Origin of the sequence: Bradyrhizobium sp. BRP19, assembly GCF_020194195.1 — a bacterium.
Classification (GTDB): Bacteria; Pseudomonadota; Alphaproteobacteria; order Rhizobiales; family Xanthobacteraceae; genus Bradyrhizobium; species Bradyrhizobium yuanmingense.
Map to the genome: position 1 here is coordinate 85,416 of NZ_JADYVZ010000016.1, position 16,284 is coordinate 101,699.

General features: G+C 58.2%; 8 protein-coding genes and 4 pseudogenes. 5 read left to right on the forward strand and 7 right to left on the reverse strand.

Annotated features, from left to right (window positions below; translation table 11 throughout):
• Window positions 1-29: 29 nt before the first annotated feature.
• Window positions 30-309 (reverse strand): annotated as a pseudogene (locus tag I6F36_RS31730) (DUF2285 domain-containing protein).
• A 76-nt stretch (window positions 310-385) separates the two neighbouring features.
• On the reverse strand, window positions 386-715 hold the full coding sequence (locus tag I6F36_RS31735; protein WP_050992060.1) for a hypothetical protein: 330 nt from the start codon (window positions 713-715) through the stop codon (window positions 386-388).
• A gap of 899 nt (window positions 716-1,614) precedes the next feature.
• Between I6F36_RS31735 and I6F36_RS31740 the strand changes: the two genes are divergently transcribed.
• On the forward strand, window positions 1,615-1,839 hold the full coding sequence (locus I6F36_RS31740) for a hypothetical protein (protein WP_157785281.1): 225 nt from the start codon (window positions 1,615-1,617) through the stop codon (window positions 1,837-1,839).
• Window positions 1,840-1,968: 129 nt separating this feature from the next.
• On the opposite strand, the pseudogene I6F36_RS31745 reads toward I6F36_RS31740, so the two are convergent.
• The 4 genes and pseudogenes from I6F36_RS31745 to I6F36_RS31760 all read right to left on the reverse strand — a co-directional run.
• A pseudogene (locus tag I6F36_RS31745) lies at window positions 1,969-2,477 on the reverse strand (recombinase family protein); the annotation flags it as partial.
• Window positions 2,478-2,811: 334 nt separating this feature from the next.
• Window positions 2,812-4,176, reverse strand: a pseudogene (locus I6F36_RS31750) (transposase).
• Between the two features lie 57 nt (window positions 4,177-4,233).
• Complete coding sequence (locus I6F36_RS31755) at window positions 4,234-4,557, reverse strand: hypothetical protein (RefSeq protein ID WP_225129178.1); 324 nt, start codon at window positions 4,555-4,557, stop codon at window positions 4,234-4,236.
• Between the two features lie 9 nt (window positions 4,558-4,566).
• Window positions 4,567-5,397 (reverse strand): acetoacetate decarboxylase family protein, encoded by an 831-nt coding sequence (locus I6F36_RS31760; RefSeq protein ID WP_225129179.1) that lies wholly within the window; start codon window positions 5,395-5,397, stop codon window positions 4,567-4,569.
• A gap of 1,200 nt (window positions 5,398-6,597) precedes the next feature.
• Between I6F36_RS31760 and I6F36_RS31765 the strand changes: the two genes are divergently transcribed.
• Both I6F36_RS31765 and I6F36_RS31770 read left to right on the forward strand, forming a co-directional pair.
• Complete coding sequence (locus I6F36_RS31765) at window positions 6,598-7,356, forward strand: glucose 1-dehydrogenase (RefSeq protein ID WP_225145039.1); 759 nt, start codon at window positions 6,598-6,600, stop codon at window positions 7,354-7,356.
• Window positions 7,357-7,401: 45 nt separating this feature from the next.
• Window positions 7,402-9,163, forward strand: a pseudogene (locus I6F36_RS31770) (oleate hydratase).
• Here I6F36_RS31770 and I6F36_RS31775 read toward each other — a convergent pair.
• Entirely contained in the window at window positions 9,151-9,594 is a 444-nt protein-coding gene (locus I6F36_RS31775) for a hypothetical protein (protein ID WP_225145040.1), read from the reverse strand. The pseudogene I6F36_RS31770 and the gene I6F36_RS31775 overlap by 13 nt on opposite strands.
• A gap of 2,181 nt (window positions 9,595-11,775) precedes the next feature.
• On the opposite strand from I6F36_RS31775, the gene I6F36_RS31780 reads away from it, so the two are divergent.
• The gene (locus I6F36_RS31780; protein ID WP_225145041.1) at window positions 11,776-13,776 is read left to right on the forward strand and encodes a cytochrome c; all 2,001 of its coding nucleotides are present in this window, start codon (window positions 11,776-11,778) and stop codon (window positions 13,774-13,776) included.
• 126 nt (window positions 13,777-13,902) lie between these two features.
• Window positions 13,903-15,135 (forward strand): cytochrome P450, encoded by a 1,233-nt coding sequence (locus I6F36_RS31785; protein ID WP_225129187.1) that lies wholly within the window; start codon window positions 13,903-13,905, stop codon window positions 15,133-15,135.
• Window positions 15,136-16,284 lie beyond the last annotated feature (1,149 nt).

Genomic DNA, 16,284 nt, shown 5'->3' on the forward strand with positions numbered 1-16,284 from the left:
GCTCGAGAGACTGTCCGCGCTCGCTGCCGTTACGGAGCCTTCGAAGGCCCGCCTCGCAGTTGACGGTATCCGCTGTTGGCCATCCAGAGCGCGCGCTCAAGATGGGTTTCAAAATGCCTGCCGGGCCCGCTTGGGCTCGCGGTCTGGGTCGATACCAAGGACGATCCGCGATACCTCGCGCCAGTCAGCGCCCTCGGCATTGGCGTCGAGCAGGCGCCAATACGTGGTCATGTGCTCTTCATCGTACACGGTAAGGTCGGACCCAGAGGGCGCTAGATTGGCGAGAACTGGATTGAGGAGAGGCGGCATTGGCTTCCCCGCGATCATTGGTTGTGACACCGGGATATTTCCCGGTGTTTGTGTCGGCGGCGTGACCGGTGCAGGATCATCCAAACAGCCGGGGGCTGACATTGATGATGAAACCGGCCGATGCACCGATGATAGCGCCGACTAGGCCATAGCCGGCGGCGCCACCGGGACCGATCATCACCGCGCCGTAGAAGAAGCCGATACCTGTACACAAGACAATCATGCCGATCAGTGCCTGATCGTTCAGCTCTTCGATCGGGTGTAGGCGTTGCTCTTCGGAGCTTTGCACATAATGACCGGCTGGCTCACGCGAGCCGCAGTGCGGGCAGGCGACGGCCGAAAACGAGACATTGCCGCCGCAGTCGGAGCAGCCAATCAGTTCCTCTTGTACGCGCCCGCCCGTCATGCGTCCCAACGTAGCCGCGTCGCTACCATGGTGCTACAGGCTTTGCCCGCGGTCCACAATCACTATTCCTCGGCCCGACCGATCGTCGCCTAGCAGCTCGCCAGAGGAGGATCGCGGAGCGGCACTGCCGAGATATTCGACGCGGCCCGCGCCCGCGTCCAGGCCGCCTGGGAGGAGCTGGCGGTCGCGCGACGGCCGCCGATTAAAGTGCCCACCCGGCTAACCGTCGCATGAAGCATACCGCAGAACGTCCAAGCGCCGATCCGGAAGCAGCGGCCCTCCGGTGGGTGCCGATGTTGAAGCCTGACTTTGGCTCTGTCGGCAGGCGGATCGAATGGAAGGCGACCGTATCGCGTGGGTCCGCCACCTTGCCGAAGCGACGGTACGACGGCGTACCCCTTGGCTGTTCCGGGCATTCGAACTCTGATGATCTTCACTGCCGCGACGTATACTTCCAGATCGGCTTGTGAGAGGCCGGGGCGGCCTGGATAACACCCGAGCTGACGAGTGAGCCGCAGATGTCTCACGTGGCTCGTCGAGCAACGCAGCAGTTGAAAAGCTTCGCTTTCCGTCCACATCTGCGAGTTTGGTTTGAGCTGCGCTTCATCGCGCGATTCAAACACGGTGCACCTTTGCGTGTCGATATAATTAATGGTTCAATACGTGTTATAAAAAACAATACAACTTAAACGTTGACAGGGCCGAATCGCATTTCCTATTGTCGCGATGAGGTCCAGAAAACCTCGTGCGGCAGGCGTAATCGTTTTCCTCAGAGTCCTGCGTCCTCGCGCGTATGTCCAGTGGCGCAAGCCTAAAGGCGCGAGGGAGCGCCTGTCGTTGCTTATTTCTGGCTCCGGACGACTATCTCGATCTCAGAAAGATCGACGGAGAAAACGACAGTGAAAACGGTAACAAAACAAAAGGCAGACAGAGCTTGCGCCAAAGAGTTGAAGATTTTGGCACGGGTCGAAAAGGATCTCGAAAATGCACGCGGCTCCGGAGCGGTTGAAGACGTCTTCCTTGGGCTTGAGGAAATCTACTCGATGCACATGCGCACCGAGCATCAAAGCGTCCGAGCAAGATGCGAAGCCATCTTGCGCGCCGGCAGTTTGCCGAAGGCGTAACTGACGATCTTAGAGCGCCCCGTAGGGAGCGCTCTATGCATTTGAGCAACGCGGCCGGCAAAAGCCGGCATCTGAGGGCCCCGGCACGCTCCTAAAAGGTGGTAATAATCCGTGCGAGACCTGATCATCGCCGCGATTCGTCAGTCGGACTGCCCCTGCGAAAACTTTGGCGGAGAGTTCCCGACTGAACTCAGCTGCCATCACTCTCTTAATATTCTTCATGATGCTAGCGAGAAGGCTTCCGTCATTGTCGAATTGCTCCGCGCAATAAGCAACCTGGACGCCCGCCTTGCGGCAGATGAACTCGTAGTGCGCGCTCTCGTCAACGTCCTGAAAGCGTCCCCATCGGCTCACGTCGAAGACAAGCAGATGCGCGAAGTCAGCGCGTCCCGATTGCACGTCTTCAACCAGTTCGGTAAGGCCCCCCGGTTTTCGATTCTGAGGCCGCTTTCTCCCTCGTCACGATAGGTGTGGACCATGGTTAGCTTGTGAAGTTCGGCGTAGGTCGCGATGACCACTGCCTGATTCTCAATCGAGTATTGCTTGTAATCCGTCGACATGCGGACATACTGCGCCGCCCGTCGCGCTTTCTGAGACTGAGGCAGACGTTTCGCGTGTACAACAAGGGTGTTCCCCATGTTGCCTCCCCGCGGCTATATCGCGTCGCGCTGTATTGCGCATCGCAAACCATTTAGGCGCATCATCAAGTCCGCGCCATCGGAAAGTGTATTCAGAAAGAGTCAACTGCTATGTCGTTTTTCTTGAAAGCACGTTGCGGCGGGCGAAGCGAGCTGCAGAGAAATGCGGGTTTGCGCTTTTGGGCCGATTTTGTTGCAGAAGTCGGTAGGATCGACGCTCTCAGCCGGGCTGAGATCTGAAAATTTGGGCTCGCGATCTCTTGGCCGCCTGCCCGGCATGGGCTGCGGAGACGGCCGGGCACTGATGCCTGACGCAACAACGCGACGGACGCACTTACGCAACGCATAGTGCGGCCGTGTTGGGTGGATGGAGCGCCAGCTTGGCAAAGCGACGAAGGTTCTGAGCTATTGCTGCAAGCGTAAATTCGAACCGCGCGCCGGCCGGTCCACGCAGTCTTAGGCGGTCGAACCGCAGGATCCGCTTGAGGTGCGCAAACAGCATCTCAACCTTCTTGCGATCTCGTCGGGTCTGATCGTAGGCAGGTGTCTTGGCGATAGCCCGGGCGACATCGCGCGCTGCCTCGTGCACGTGGCGGCTTCCGGCTCGGCGAGTTTGGACAGCACTTGGATTTGGAGCGGGCAGTCGCGGCAATCGGCGACGCGCGAGAAATACGAGATAGCGTCATCTCCGCGTGGTCCGCGTGCGCGGCAGGATCTTGCCGCTGCGGCAGACATATTGATCGCGCGCCTCGTCATAGATGAAATCGTCGCGGCTGAACGTGCCGTCGTCGCGCTGTGACTTGTCGATCACCGGGATGTGGGGCGCGATCCCCTTCACATCGACCAGGAAGTGGAGATTTTGGGCCGCGCCGTAGGCCGTATCCGCGACGAGCCAGTCGGGTTTGATGCCGAACGTCTTCTCAGTCCTTTCGATCATCGTTTGGGATGCGCCAACCTCGGATTGGCGGATCGCCCGGGACGCTTCGACATCCATGATAATACCGAACTTGATGTCGATGAGGTAATTGTCGGCGTAGGCGAAGAACGCGGCGTTGCGCAGTGCGCCAGTCCACTGCGCGGCTGGGTCGGACGGCGCGACAAACTTCGGCACGACGTCGGTGGCACGACCCCATGCTGGATCGTCGAGATTGGCGAGATAGTCCTGAACGGCGCGCCTAGCCCCCATCGGGTCGATGTCGTGGCTCCATTTATCGCCCGGCGTCGAGCGGCACTTATTGGCGTCCGCCGCGATCAAGCTGGCATCGACGGCGAAACCATTGCCGCCGACAAGGCCAGCCTTGATGCACGAAGCGACGACGCGCTCGAAGACGTGACGAAAGACATCATGATCGCGAAATCTCTCGTTGCGGGCGCGCGTGAATGCCGAGTGATCCGGGATCCTGTCTTCTATGCCAAGGCCGCAGAACCAGCGATAGGCGAAATTGAGCTGAACCTCGCGGCATAGTGCGCGCTCCGAGCGGATCGCGAATACGTAGCCAAGGATGAGCATCCGGATCATCAGCTCCGGATCGACCGATGGTCGGCCAGTGTTGGAGTAATGCGGCGCAAGCTCGACGCGCACCCACGACAGATTGAGAACTGCCGCAATTTGCCGAACCTGATGGTCGTCCGGCACTACGGCCTCGAGGTCGAACGCATAGAACAGATGACCCTGCTCGCCCTTGCGCCGCCCCATCATCGATTCTCTCCGTCGATAGCCGCTTCACTTCGACGGAATCACGGTTCGCACCGCTCCTCAAGGTAGTTCTGCAACAAAATCGGCCCGTAGCCGACATGTCCGGCGCAGCTCTTTCGTCTGCTTCTGACGAGGCAACCAGCAGGATATCGTCGTTGTCCTTGTCGATGATGTTGAACGCCCATCCATCATGGCTGTGGCGATCGCCACGTCGGCCTTCTTCTCCTTATTGCCGCTATTCTTGTTGTAGACGTGGGTCTTGAAGCCGGCCTTGTCGACCATCTTCCAGAATGAGTCGCCGGGAGGAGGTGAACCCCACATACCGCCCGTCAGCTGGCAAACCGACAGCCCTGGCAGCAATTTAGGATTGGATGAATTCTTCAAGCTCGTCGATCATCTGTTTACCGGGTTTGATTCCTCCGAAAGGATATCAATGGCCTCGAGCCTTGCGTCATACTCCTCGTATGTGCCGAGCAGGGCTTGGCCAACTGTCAAGTTGTGCACGGGATCGATAATCGAGGGGGAGTCGTAAGTTAGGGAGGTTGGTCCAGTAAATAGAACTTCTTCGCCACGCTCGTCGCGTCGCAACGTTCGGTCCGTACACCATTTGACGAGTTGCGTGACCTCTCCCTTCCCGGACTCAATGATGGACGGCAGCTGCCGAACCGAGTAGAAATTCGTCCGCGCAGAATACATCTGCCGCGAATCCGAGCTCATGCGCTCGTCTGGTTGAGCGGTAAGGGTCAGCAGGCGCTTGCCTTTCGGACGCTCGAGCGTACCCTGAATTAGACCGCCTTCTCTGATCAGTCTAATGTGCGCCAGCTTTTTTGGAGCACCAAGAACCTCTCGTCCCGAGGCGAGAGCTGCATCATTTACCGTCACGTAAATGTAAGGGATGTAGTAGCCAGTCTCACCGTCGGGATCACGAACTTGAATTCCTGAATAGCACTCCAAGTATGGCCCGACAGTGCTTGAGCGATAGCTCGCGACCCCCACAATGGCGATTGCAGGGTTTGCTGCAGGTGCTAGCTCCTTCGGCAATAAACAATTCGCCTCGTGCCCCACGCTGAACATAAGGTTTATGGCTTGGCAGCCGAGAAACGCAGTGCCACGATTTTTGCCCCCATGGTAAAGAGGCGCATCAAGCGGAATGCCTTTGACGTCGGGCATCGCATCCTCCTTGATCTCAGAATAATTCGCGCGGTTGGAGATTGAGCTATTCATCTCACCGCGCCTCTCCGGTTGTTGAAGCGCCCCTGAAGCGACTGTACTGCGCTGGCAGCGATGTGGGTTCGGTAGTCCGTACGGCACATCGATCCGGTGATAGCGATCTTCGCTACGCGAGGCCGCAGTGCCGTTTCTGCGCCTTGCACCTCAATCCGCCGGATTAAACGATCCGAAAACATCCGACACGCTTGACCTTCTCCATTCTAGAAGCCGGCAGCTGTCCTGTGCTGCCGGATGCGCCTGATTGTGCATCCATTCCGGCGGAGCGTGCTCACCGATAATGACGTCAAGGCGAGTGGGTGATTCCTATTTGTCTATCAGTCGTTATGCAACGTCGATGCCAGGCACCTCGTGCGGTTTATACGGCTCATTGGCTGACATCAAATTGGGTACGAGTGACCCGACAACTTTCGACTATTGTTCTGTTGCCTTCCTCGCTTGTCCGATTGACGACGCGATGTCGAAAGCCCGACATAATCAAGTATCCGGACAGAAAGTCGATGAGGCTCTCTCACGAGTTTTCGCAACAGCATGGCTATCGCCATTGTGTCTCGATTAAACCAGATCAGCGCAACATTATCGCTCGCATGGTCGAAAACGCAGGCCCTGACATCGCCGTCTCGGTGGTGAGTCGGAAGACCTCCAGCGCCTGTGCAAGAGTCACGTGAGGCTGACTTCCCATCAGAGTCTCGGCGCGGCGATTGCACGGAATGGATACTCCAATTCGCAAGACTTAGGAGAACCTCATGCGTTCTGCGCCCCACTTTTCGATCCACAAGGAGCTCAGCACCGTTCGGCACCGGTATCGCTCCGCTCGCGGGTACCGATCCTATCTCCGAAACCGGAGGAAATTCGGTCGCAAATTGTCGGCGTCTAGAAGGTGGGGTAGTTCGGCAAAGCCAATGCAACAATCCAAAGGATGGCTAACGCCTGAGCGGCGGAAGCATGTTCGCGACGTGAAATCGTTATTGAAGTGCTTTAGCGCCAATTTACACGGGTACTGCGCACAGGCTTTGGGCATCAAAGATGATGCGTAGCAGAGGGCAGATCGGCAAGAGTCCGGGGCGTGGTGCAGACCGCAACTCTTGGCTTGCCCGACTTTCAATGCTCGTTCTCAACCATTTTGATCAACATGCCCGTCATCCTTTTTGATGCTGAAAAACCCTGCACCGCCACTGATCGAGGGAACCAAGAGTTATGGGACGTGTGAGCGAAAAAGTCATTTTGGTAACCGGCGGGGCTCGAGGAATGGGGGCCGCTCATGCGCGCCTGCTGGTAGCCGAGGGCGCGAAAGTCGTGATCACCGATACTCTTGACAATGAAGGACCGACTTTCGCGGCCGAACTTGGCCCATCCGCGATCTATGTGCGTCAAGACGTCGCCCAGCCAGGGGAATGGTCCCAGGCGATCGCAGCTGCGGAGGGCAAGTTCGGCGCGCTGCACGGCCTCGTCAACAATGCAGGCATCGCGAGTATGGCTCCCATCGAGCGGTTCCCGCTCGAGCAGTGGGAGAAGACCCTGGCTGTCAATCTCACCGGTGTATTCTTGGGAATGCAGACTGCCCTACCTGCCATGCGCCGCGCGGGCGGAGGCTCGATCGTCAACATCTCGTCGGTTGAGGGGCTGAGGGGTAGTGCTGGGCTTCACGCCTATGTTGCTTCCAAGTTCGGCGTGCGGGGCATAACGAAGTCCGCTGCCTTGGAGGCCGCCGCGTCCGGCGTTCGCATAAACTCTATCCATCCGGGCTTCATCAACACTCGGATGACAGAGAACATCGATCTTTCCGGTTTTCCAATTCCGCTCGGGCGGCCAGCCGAGCCGCAGGAAGTGTCACAGGCAGTCTTGTTCCTGCTTAGCGACGAGTCCTCTTATCTTACCGGCTCCGAAATCGTCGTCGATGGCGGTCTGACGATCGGCGTCCCGCAGAAGTGTCAGGCGGTCGAAAACATCTTCTGACTATCAGCGGACGGATTGTCACATCAAACGAGATGGAATGTCGCGATGTATTACACCAGTGGAAATTACGAAGCTTTTGCTCGGCCCCGCAAACCCGCCGGCGCGGACAGCAAGACAGCTTGGTTCGTTGGTTCGGGGTTGGCTGCGCTCTCCGGCGCGGCCTTCTTGATCCGCGACGGGCAGATGCGTGGCGACCGTATTACCATCCTCGAACGACAGACGGTTCCGGGGGGGCGCGTTGGACGGTTGTCAGGATCCGAAAAGCGGATTCGTGATTCGAGGTGGCAGAGAGATGGAGGATCATTTCGAGTGTCTCTGGGATCTGTTTCGTTCGATCCCATCGCTCGAACTTGAAGGCGCCAGCGTGCTCGATGAGTTTTACTGGCTGAACAAGGATGATCCGAACTACACACTACGGCGGGCGACGGTGAAACAGGGGCAGGATGCCCATACCGATGGCCTCTTCACACTGAGCGAACAGGCCCAGAAAGAGCTGATTGCCCTTTTTCTTGCCACCCGTAAGCAGATGGAGACCAAGCGCATCGACGAAGTGTTCGGGAGAGATTTCTTCAACAGCAATTTCTGGCTCTATTGGCGGACCATGTTCGCCTTTGAAGAATGGCATTCGGCCCTCGAGATGAAACTTTATCTGCATCGATTCATCCACCATATCGGCGGCCTGCCGGATTTCAGTACGCTGAAGTTTACCAAATACAATCAATATGAATCGCTTGTTCTGCCGTTATCCAAATGGCTGTTGGCGCAAGGCGTCAATTTTCGCTACGGGGTCGTAGTCACCGATATCGATTTCGACATAAAGCGTGGACGCAAGCAAGCCACAGCCATTCGCTGGCAGGAGAATGGCATTGAGGGCAGTCTCATTATTGGCGCCGACGATCTTGTTTTCATGACGATCGGGTCGCTGACCGAAAACTCGGACATGGGGGACCATCACACGGCCGCCAGGCTCAACGAAGGACCGGCGCCCGCCTGGGATCTGTGGCGGCGTATTGCGGCCAAAGATGCGGCCTTTGGACGCCCAAATGTCTTTTGCGGCAATATTCCTGCAAGCAAATGGGAATCGGCGACGTTCACGACCCTGGACAAACGCATTCCAGCATACATCCGCAAGATCGCCAAACGCGATCCGTTCAGCGGCAAGGTTGTCACAGGAGGCATCGTTACGGTGAAAGATTCGAGCTGGTTGCTCAGTTGGACCACAAATCGCCAGCCGCATTTCAAGCGCCAGCCCAGCGATCAAGTCGTCGTCTGGGTCTATTCGCTATTCGTCGATAAAGCCGGCGAATACGTGAGGAAACCGATGCAAGATTGTACGGGCGAGGAAATCACGCAAGAATGGCTTTATCACCTCGGTGTACCGGTTGCGAGTATACCGGAACTCGCCGCTGGGGCCGCCAAGACGGTCCCGGTGATGATGCCCTACGTCACTTCCTTCTTCATGCCGCGGCAGGCGGGCGATCGGCCAGATGTTGTGCCGAAAGATGCGGTCAATTTCGCCTTCATCGGCCAGTTCGCGGAGTCGGGTGAACGGGATTGTATCTTCACGACGGAATACTCCGTTCGGACCGCGATGGAAGCCGTGTATATCCTCCTCAAGATTGAACGTGGAGTGCCCGAGGTATTCAACTCGACCTATGATATTCGCAAGCTGCTTGCAGCAATGGCTAGACTGCGCGACGGCAATGAAATTGAGGTCCCGGGACCTGCGTTCCTGCGCGAGCTCATTCTAAAAAAGATTGAAGCGACTGAGCTTGGCGAACTACTGAATAAATATCACCTGAGTTGATTAAGGCGCGGACGCTGCGGGCGACCGTTCGCTCGGATAGAGAAGCGCTGTCCTGCGCCGTGACGGCTCGGACTCGCCAAGGCGCGGATCAAACGTTCGCGCCGATCTTCCAGGCAACCTTTAGGCGTACTCTGGAATTCGGTGTTCTTTCGGCTTGATGTTATTCTCGCCACACGCATCCGATTAACCTCTTGCCACGAGGTGAGGGCGAAACTAGCTAGTGGCTCGTCACAGTGATTTTGATGGTTTGATACCGGCCAGCTTAGGATCGGCAAGTTTTCTGGCGGCACGAGGATTTCGATGCTTCTGGGGATGCAGGATTCGGCGGGTGGCCGTCCGAACATGTGCGAATAGGTATAGATGAACGCCAGATAATGGCCCTGCTTCTCGGTAAAGCGTGCGCCTGGTTTTTGACTCATGGATCGATTCATCCGTGCCTCCTTAGTCGTCCGTGAAGAACGGGTAAGGGGCTGATCTGGAGTCGCTTTTTTTCCGGCTGCGTCGACTTTGTGGTTGCAGGCTTTGACAGTGCGGTAGCTCGGAACCTGCAATTTGCAGTTTGAGATTCCCTCGAATCGCACGGCATGATTCGGCGCTCGTATCGGGAGGAGCCGATGCGACCGAAGAAGCCGAAGGCGACGGAGGAAGGTGATCTGTTCCGGGCCAGGCTCGAGCAGATCATCTCCTGCACGAGCGCCGGATCAAAGTCGATAGCGACTGCTGCTGACTTTGCCGTCGTTTGTCCCTGTTGCGTTGCTTGGCCTCGGCGAGCTCTCATGCGCTTGACCTTGCCGATGATGGCGTTGCGAGATACGCATCGCCACCCCTCGCAGACACCGAGTGGCCCGCGCTCCACATGCATTGCAGAAGCGACACGTCCTCAGAATCCCATGCCGATGTGGCTTGATTGACCATCGTTCGTCATCGTCACGAGCACGAGTCGATGGTCGTTTTGATTGTCGCCAAAAGCAGTGCGTGTCGATGTTTACGCTTGTTCGCCGCTATTCGATGTTCGGAAAGGTTTTTGGCTGCGACGATCGGCCTGCCTTATAAAATAGGCAGACGAACGTGTATTTATGCCTGCGGTTGCATCGTGTCCGGAAAGTTGATCCGCTTACGTTCGCTGCTGTTGACAACATGCGTTAACGGCGTTGCAATCACCAGCACGACAAACGGCGGTGAGTTTACCAACTAACAACAGCAGCTAGACCACGACGGCGTTACTGCTCGCACACGGCTACTAGCGTGGGTACCCGAGCGTTTGCGCGGAAGTATGGGCCATGCAGTCGATCCCTTGCTAGGTGTCGTCGGTGCCGGGGATCGTGCCGTTCTCGGAATACTGCCAGAGCTTCCGTTGCCGCGAAGCCGACGTCTCCGGAGGTGACGATGCTGACGTCGACTCGACTTCAACCATTTCAACAGCGACGATGCAAACTTGGTCGCTTGGATCAGCCCTGCGGGCAGCAGGCCGCCGGAGCCGCCGCCGCCGCCGCGGATGGTCGAGCAGCGCCTGGACGGCCTCGTGCAGATCGCCGAGCGGGGCTCAAACCCACCTTCGAGAAGGTCGTTCAATTCGAGCCGCAGCATCTCGTCATCCCAATCGGTGCGTCGAAGGCCTCGAAGAGACGCGACCAAGCGCGAAGCTCGAGACAATACCCGAGAGTGTACCAACAGCAACGGGACAGCTCGCAGAGATGGAAGCAAAAGTAAAAGATCAAACAGCGTCATAGCAAGTCCGCCGATCTGGAAGCTAAGCGCGCGCTGAACCGCCTGAAGGAGGTTGACCCGGAGGGATATGAGGCCTTCCTTCGTAAGCGTGAGAACTGCGGGGACACTGGCGGTTTCGGCCCGGCTGGACGGGCGAGGCCATAGTCACCACCACATTCCTCGCCGTCGCATTCGCACAACTCTGGCGCGTCGTCGCCATGCGCAGCAGCCGCTCCGGTACCGTTGTCAACGAGTTCACGCGCAATCCATGGGTCTGGCTGCGCTCGGCCTGTACGGCCCTCTGCTCGCAGTCCCTCTCTACTGGCCGCCGATGACAGAGGTCTTCCACGTCTGCCACCGACGCTCACGATGTGGAGCATTGTCGCGGGCTACAGCCTGACGCCGATGCTGCTAATTCAGGTCAGCCACGCCGTCATCGTGCTTGCAAAACGAAGCCGTTAAATGGTAGCCGCGTTGCTTGGCTCGAATTCGCCGTCTGCATCATCGTGATCGGCGTGGCCGGATGTATGCTCATGGTCATTGCGCCCTACGGAGGCCTGATCTCCGAGTGCGAGCCTATTGCCCTCAGGCGCCCGGCCGATTCCGTTCGCTCGCGTTCCCGCGGATTACAGCCCCCGATCTCCCACAGCGGACCCAACGTCACTGCAAATTCGATCGCGAGGATGGGATGGCGGCTCGAACAAGAGCTCGTCCGAACGCTCTAGATGTTCTTGTTATGCGGTCAAGTTCGCCCATTCCACAGACCACCGATTGTGACGTCAGAAAGAATAGTGATCGCGTCTCAAGGACGTCAACAGCGGGGGTAAGCCTACAAGATCATGTAGTTGTAGTATTACTGTTTGCACGGCTCTCTGCTGGAGGCCGTTCGCTGACACGGGGGAGCCATGTCGACAGTTGCCAGCGCAATTCGGCGCCTTTGGTGGCGACGCTTTCTTGTTCTTCTGGCGATCATCGTGATCATTGCTTTGATCGCAGTCATGACCAGCTCCCAGCTTGGCGCGACAATCGAAGCTCTGACGCCGCCTGGTCTCCCTGAACCGGTTTCCGCGAGCGAGCAGGTTTCGCTCGATCAGGGCTGGAACGCCGAAGACGCCGATCGATTCCATCATAAAGCCCAGGGCACGCAGACCTTACCGATCCCGCTGTCATGGTTTCTCGCCCTGGAAGCGCCGCTGAACTCGCCTTTCGCTATCCCCTTTTTCAAACGAGAACGGTTTTCTGACAACCGCTATTTACTGCGGTTTGGATTCATAGAGTCTGCCGAAAGCGAGAACAATGAGTACGGTTTGCCGATCGGCTTTGCATATTCGCCGTTTCAGTCGATCCGCGGGCTTTCGCGTAAGGAGACTGCCGTTGGATTGACCTGTGCCGCGTGCCATACCGGCCAACTGATCTTCAAAGAGAAGCGCTATGTCATTGAAGGCGGCCCCGCCGTGACCGATCTCGGTCAATTGACAAATGCGCTCCGCGCTGCGCTCGCACAGACCGCTTTGTCGGCAAAGCTACCCTTCTTCGACGGTCGCTTCGGGCGGTTCGCGAAGCGCGTTTTAGGAACCGAGTACAGCGATCTTACACGCGTCCAACTGTCCAAGGAGCTCGATGGAATACTTGGTGCTCTGATCGATCAGCCCGCTGGGATCGACGTCACGGAAGGGTTTACCCGCCTCGATGCGCTCAATCGCATCGGCAACCAGGTGTTCGCACTCGACCCCAAGCGCTACGGCAACTACGTCAACCTCAACGCCCCTGTCAGCTACCCGCACATCTGGACATCGTCATGGTTCGATTGGGTGCAGTACGACGGCTCGATTATGCAGCCATTGGTGCGCAATGCCGGCGAGGCGATGGGGGTTTCGGCGGAGCTCAACCTCACCGCCCCGCCCAAGGGGGGACGTTTTGCCAGCAGCATCCCCTTCGATAATCTGCACTGGATCGAACAACAGCTCGCTGGAAAGGACCAGCCGCTGGTGGCGAAAGCCTTCACCGGACTGAATGCGCCAGCCTGGCCCGACAGCTTTCCTGCGATCGACAAAGCCAAGGCCGCCGTGGGAGCCCAACTCTACGACAAACATTGCAGCGGCTGCCATCTTCCAGCGCTGACGCCGGACATCGTGCACGGCAAGGCCCCGGACGCGGAGTTCTGGAAGAACTTCGGCCCTATCCGCTGGCGCGGTCGCGATGGGCAGGAGAAGCAGACGAGGGAATCCGTACTCAACGTCAAGATCATCAAGCAAAGCCATATCGGCACCGATCCGGCCCAGGGCGACGTGCTGCGCAATCGCACCGTGGACACCGCCGGCAGCGAACTGGCCAGGGCGGGCCAGAGCAGCCCAGGACTCGGCCTCGACATCGATGTCTGCCAACGGAAGGCTGACAACACGCTGGATACGATCCACCTCTCGGACCATGCGATGCAACTCTACGCGCTTGCGCTCGGCGCCGTGGTCCAATCCGGCATCGACGAATGGCTTCGGTCGACCGGGACGGTCCAAGCGGAGATCGAAGGCGATCGGCCGAACTGTCTCGCGGCAGGTTTCGGCTATAAGGCGCGTCCGCTGAACGGCGTATGGGCGACTGCCCCGTTCCTGCACAATGGCTCGGTGCCGACGATCTACGATCTGCTCAGCCCGGTTGCGGAGCGCCCACAAGTCTTCCTGCTCGGCGAGCCCAGCTTCGATCCTGTCCGCGTCGGTATCGTGACACGGACGGTCGCTCCTGAAGGCAGGACCTACGACAGCAAGGGCTACTTCATCATCGATACGTCGAGGCCCGCCAATCGCAATACCGGCCACGAATTCTCGAACGAGAAGCATGAGGGCGTCATTGGCCCTGCGCTGTCTCCGGAGGAGCGCAACGCAATCATCGAGTTCCTCAAGTCGATCTGAAATTGATTGGGTCAGCTCCAACTGGAGCAGTAGCGAAGACCATCTCGCTCCCGCAGGGGGAAAGGTGGACGAAAGCCCGGATCGACCGACCAGGCGAAGCTTTTCTTGAGTTAGGGTGCGGCAGCAATGGCGGAACAGAAACAGGGGCCGGCGGCGAAGTTCCTGAAATGGATGATCGCCAAACATCCGGATGCATTGTTCGCATTCATCCGGCGCGTCAGGCCCAACCTGGCGTTGGGCGCCGCGGGGCCGGTGTTCATCACCCGCTTCCCCGACGTGCAGGAAGCGCTGAGCCGCCCCGACATCTTCAACGTCACCTATGCGCCGATGATGGACCCTTCGGTCGGCCCCTTCATGCTCGGCCGCGACTGCACCGAAATAAACCAGCGCGACAAGGGTATCATGCGCGCCTTCATGCGCATGGAGGATCTGCCGGCAATTCGCCAGAAGGTGCGCAGCCTCGCCAATGCGTCTGTCGAAAAGCAGATCTATACCCAGAACCAGATCGACGTGGTCAGCACGTTGTCGCGCCTGGTGCCCATTCAGCTGACCCGAGAATATTTCGGCTTTCCCGGCCCCGATCTGGCCTCGATGTTCCGCTGGTCGCGCGCGACGCAATATGACATGTTTCACAACCTGGACAAAGATCCGAAGGTGCACCAGGACAACATTGACGCTGGGCAGGAGATGCGCGCCTATCTGACACAACTGCTCCCGCAGCGGCGCGAGCAGCTGAAAAATGGGGCGCCGCTCGAGGACGTGTTCAGCCGCCTGCTGAATAGCCATTTTGACGATTCGATCGGCTTCGCCGACGAACGCATTATTACCAATATGATGGGCACACTGGTCGGCGGGATTGAGACCACATCGGCGGCCATCGTGCAGCTGCTCGACGAGTTGTTCAAGCGCCCGAGGATCCTGAAGGAGGCCATCGACGTCGCCAGCAGCAACAACGACCATCTGATGTATCGCTATTGCTGGGAAGCGCTGCGCTTCAACCCGATCAATCCGTTCGTGGTGCGCCACTGCCGGACCGATTACCGGATAGCCAAGGGCTCGCTGCGCGCGACGACAATCAAGGCCGGCAGCACGGTGCTGATCTCGACCCGGTCGGCGATGCGCGATGGCTTGCAACTGCCGGCGCCGTCCAACTTCGCGATCGACCGGCCGGAGTCGGTCTACATGCATCTGGGCTACGGGATGCACACCTGCCTCGGCGACCAGATCAGCCGCATCCAAGTTCCGGAAATCGTTCGCCGCATCCTGCAAATCCGGGGCGTCCGTCCCGCCGCGGAGATTGACTACGCAGGAGGGCCGTTTCCAGAGCGTTATCCCATCACCTACGACACGCCCGTCTGAAGGCCGGACTTCCCAGCAACGAGCCGCGAGTACCGATCCGGCCGCTGGCGTGGCGGCCTCTGGCGTCAGCACTAGGTCGTTCGTCGCGAAGTCTCCGTCACGCGATGCGCGTGAGATGCGTGAGGCAATAATCAATCGTGTCGGTGGTGTGTTCCGCTTGCGAAACACATCAATAGATGAGAGGCAGAGCTTCGCATGCGCGGCTACTACATTGGCTTACCGAGGAAATGGTTTAAGCGAACGGAAGCCGTACGCTGAAGCGGGCCTCGGCAACCGGCAGTTATGCACGAACATCGCGCAATCAGCGCAACAGCAATGATGCGCTCAAACGGCACCTGCAGGATCACCATTACGCGCGACGCCGACGACTACAAACAGCGCATAGCATCGAACGCTGCTTCTGCTCGCTGATACACTCTTTCGACGCTTGGCACCCGTTATGACAGGCGAATAGGACAGGCGAACCGTCAATTTTACCGGCTTCTTTCATCGATCTCGCGGCCGCATTGGTCTGCGGTTGCACGCGTTTCCCCGTAGCCGCCCGGATTGGCAAGTGTTGGAACACGGGAACACGGGAACACGGTGTTCTACTGAAAGAACACCGGCTGAGGGATTTTATACTTAAACTGTCTTTTCACTAAATTCCGGTGGCGAGGCCGCGGGACTGCATCGTCTCGCGGCCCCATTGATTTTCGCTGTTCAGGTCCGGGCGAGTTCCTCCACCGAATTCCGACTCTTTACTCCCAGAAGGGGTAAGCGCTTCGATCGCCCGTTGGCATTCAAACGCGTCAAATTCGGGCCGTCGGCAAGTCCTCGCTGGACAGCATTCCGGAGTATGTTGTCGTGGAGTGCACATGGCTGCTGCCAACCTGATCGACAGTAGCGACGGCGATCGCACGAAAACGCGCTCCGCATCGAACATGGTGCGTGGTGTTTGACGTCCCAAGATGGCTGGAGTTCTCCCATCGAGACAGCTTCGGCCGAGCTTGTTTGGCTTTCTGGCTCTGCCAAAGGCCAGAGCCAGACTGATAAGACAAAGTCGGCTCGCTGTCGCGCGCGCCATGGAAAACTGCCCCCTCATATTGCCTCAGATGACAATGTTACCGAGCGCCCCCAGCTGTCGCGCGAATTGGACCCCGCGGGTCCGAG

Bases quoted from the DNA above. Each gene is read 5' to 3' on its own strand.
- I6F36_RS31735 (WP_050992060.1), bottom strand. From the start codon at position 715: ATGACGGGCGGGCGCGTACAAGAGGAACTGATTGGCTGCTCCGACTGC.
- I6F36_RS31760 (WP_225129179.1), bottom strand. From the start codon at position 5,397: ATGAATAGCTCAATCTCCAACCGCGCGAATTATTCTGAGATCAAGGAG.
- I6F36_RS31765 (WP_225145039.1), top strand. From the start codon at position 6,598: ATGGGACGTGTGAGCGAAAAAGTCATTTTGGTAACCGGCGGGGCTCGA.
- I6F36_RS31775 (WP_225145040.1), bottom strand. From the start codon at position 9,594: ATGAATCGATCCATGAGTCAAAAACCAGGCGCACGCTTTACCGAGAAG.
- I6F36_RS31780 (WP_225145041.1), top strand. From the start codon at position 11,776: ATGTCGACAGTTGCCAGCGCAATTCGGCGCCTTTGGTGGCGACGCTTT.
- I6F36_RS31785 (WP_225129187.1), top strand. From the start codon at position 13,903: ATGGCGGAACAGAAACAGGGGCCGGCGGCGAAGTTCCTGAAATGGATG.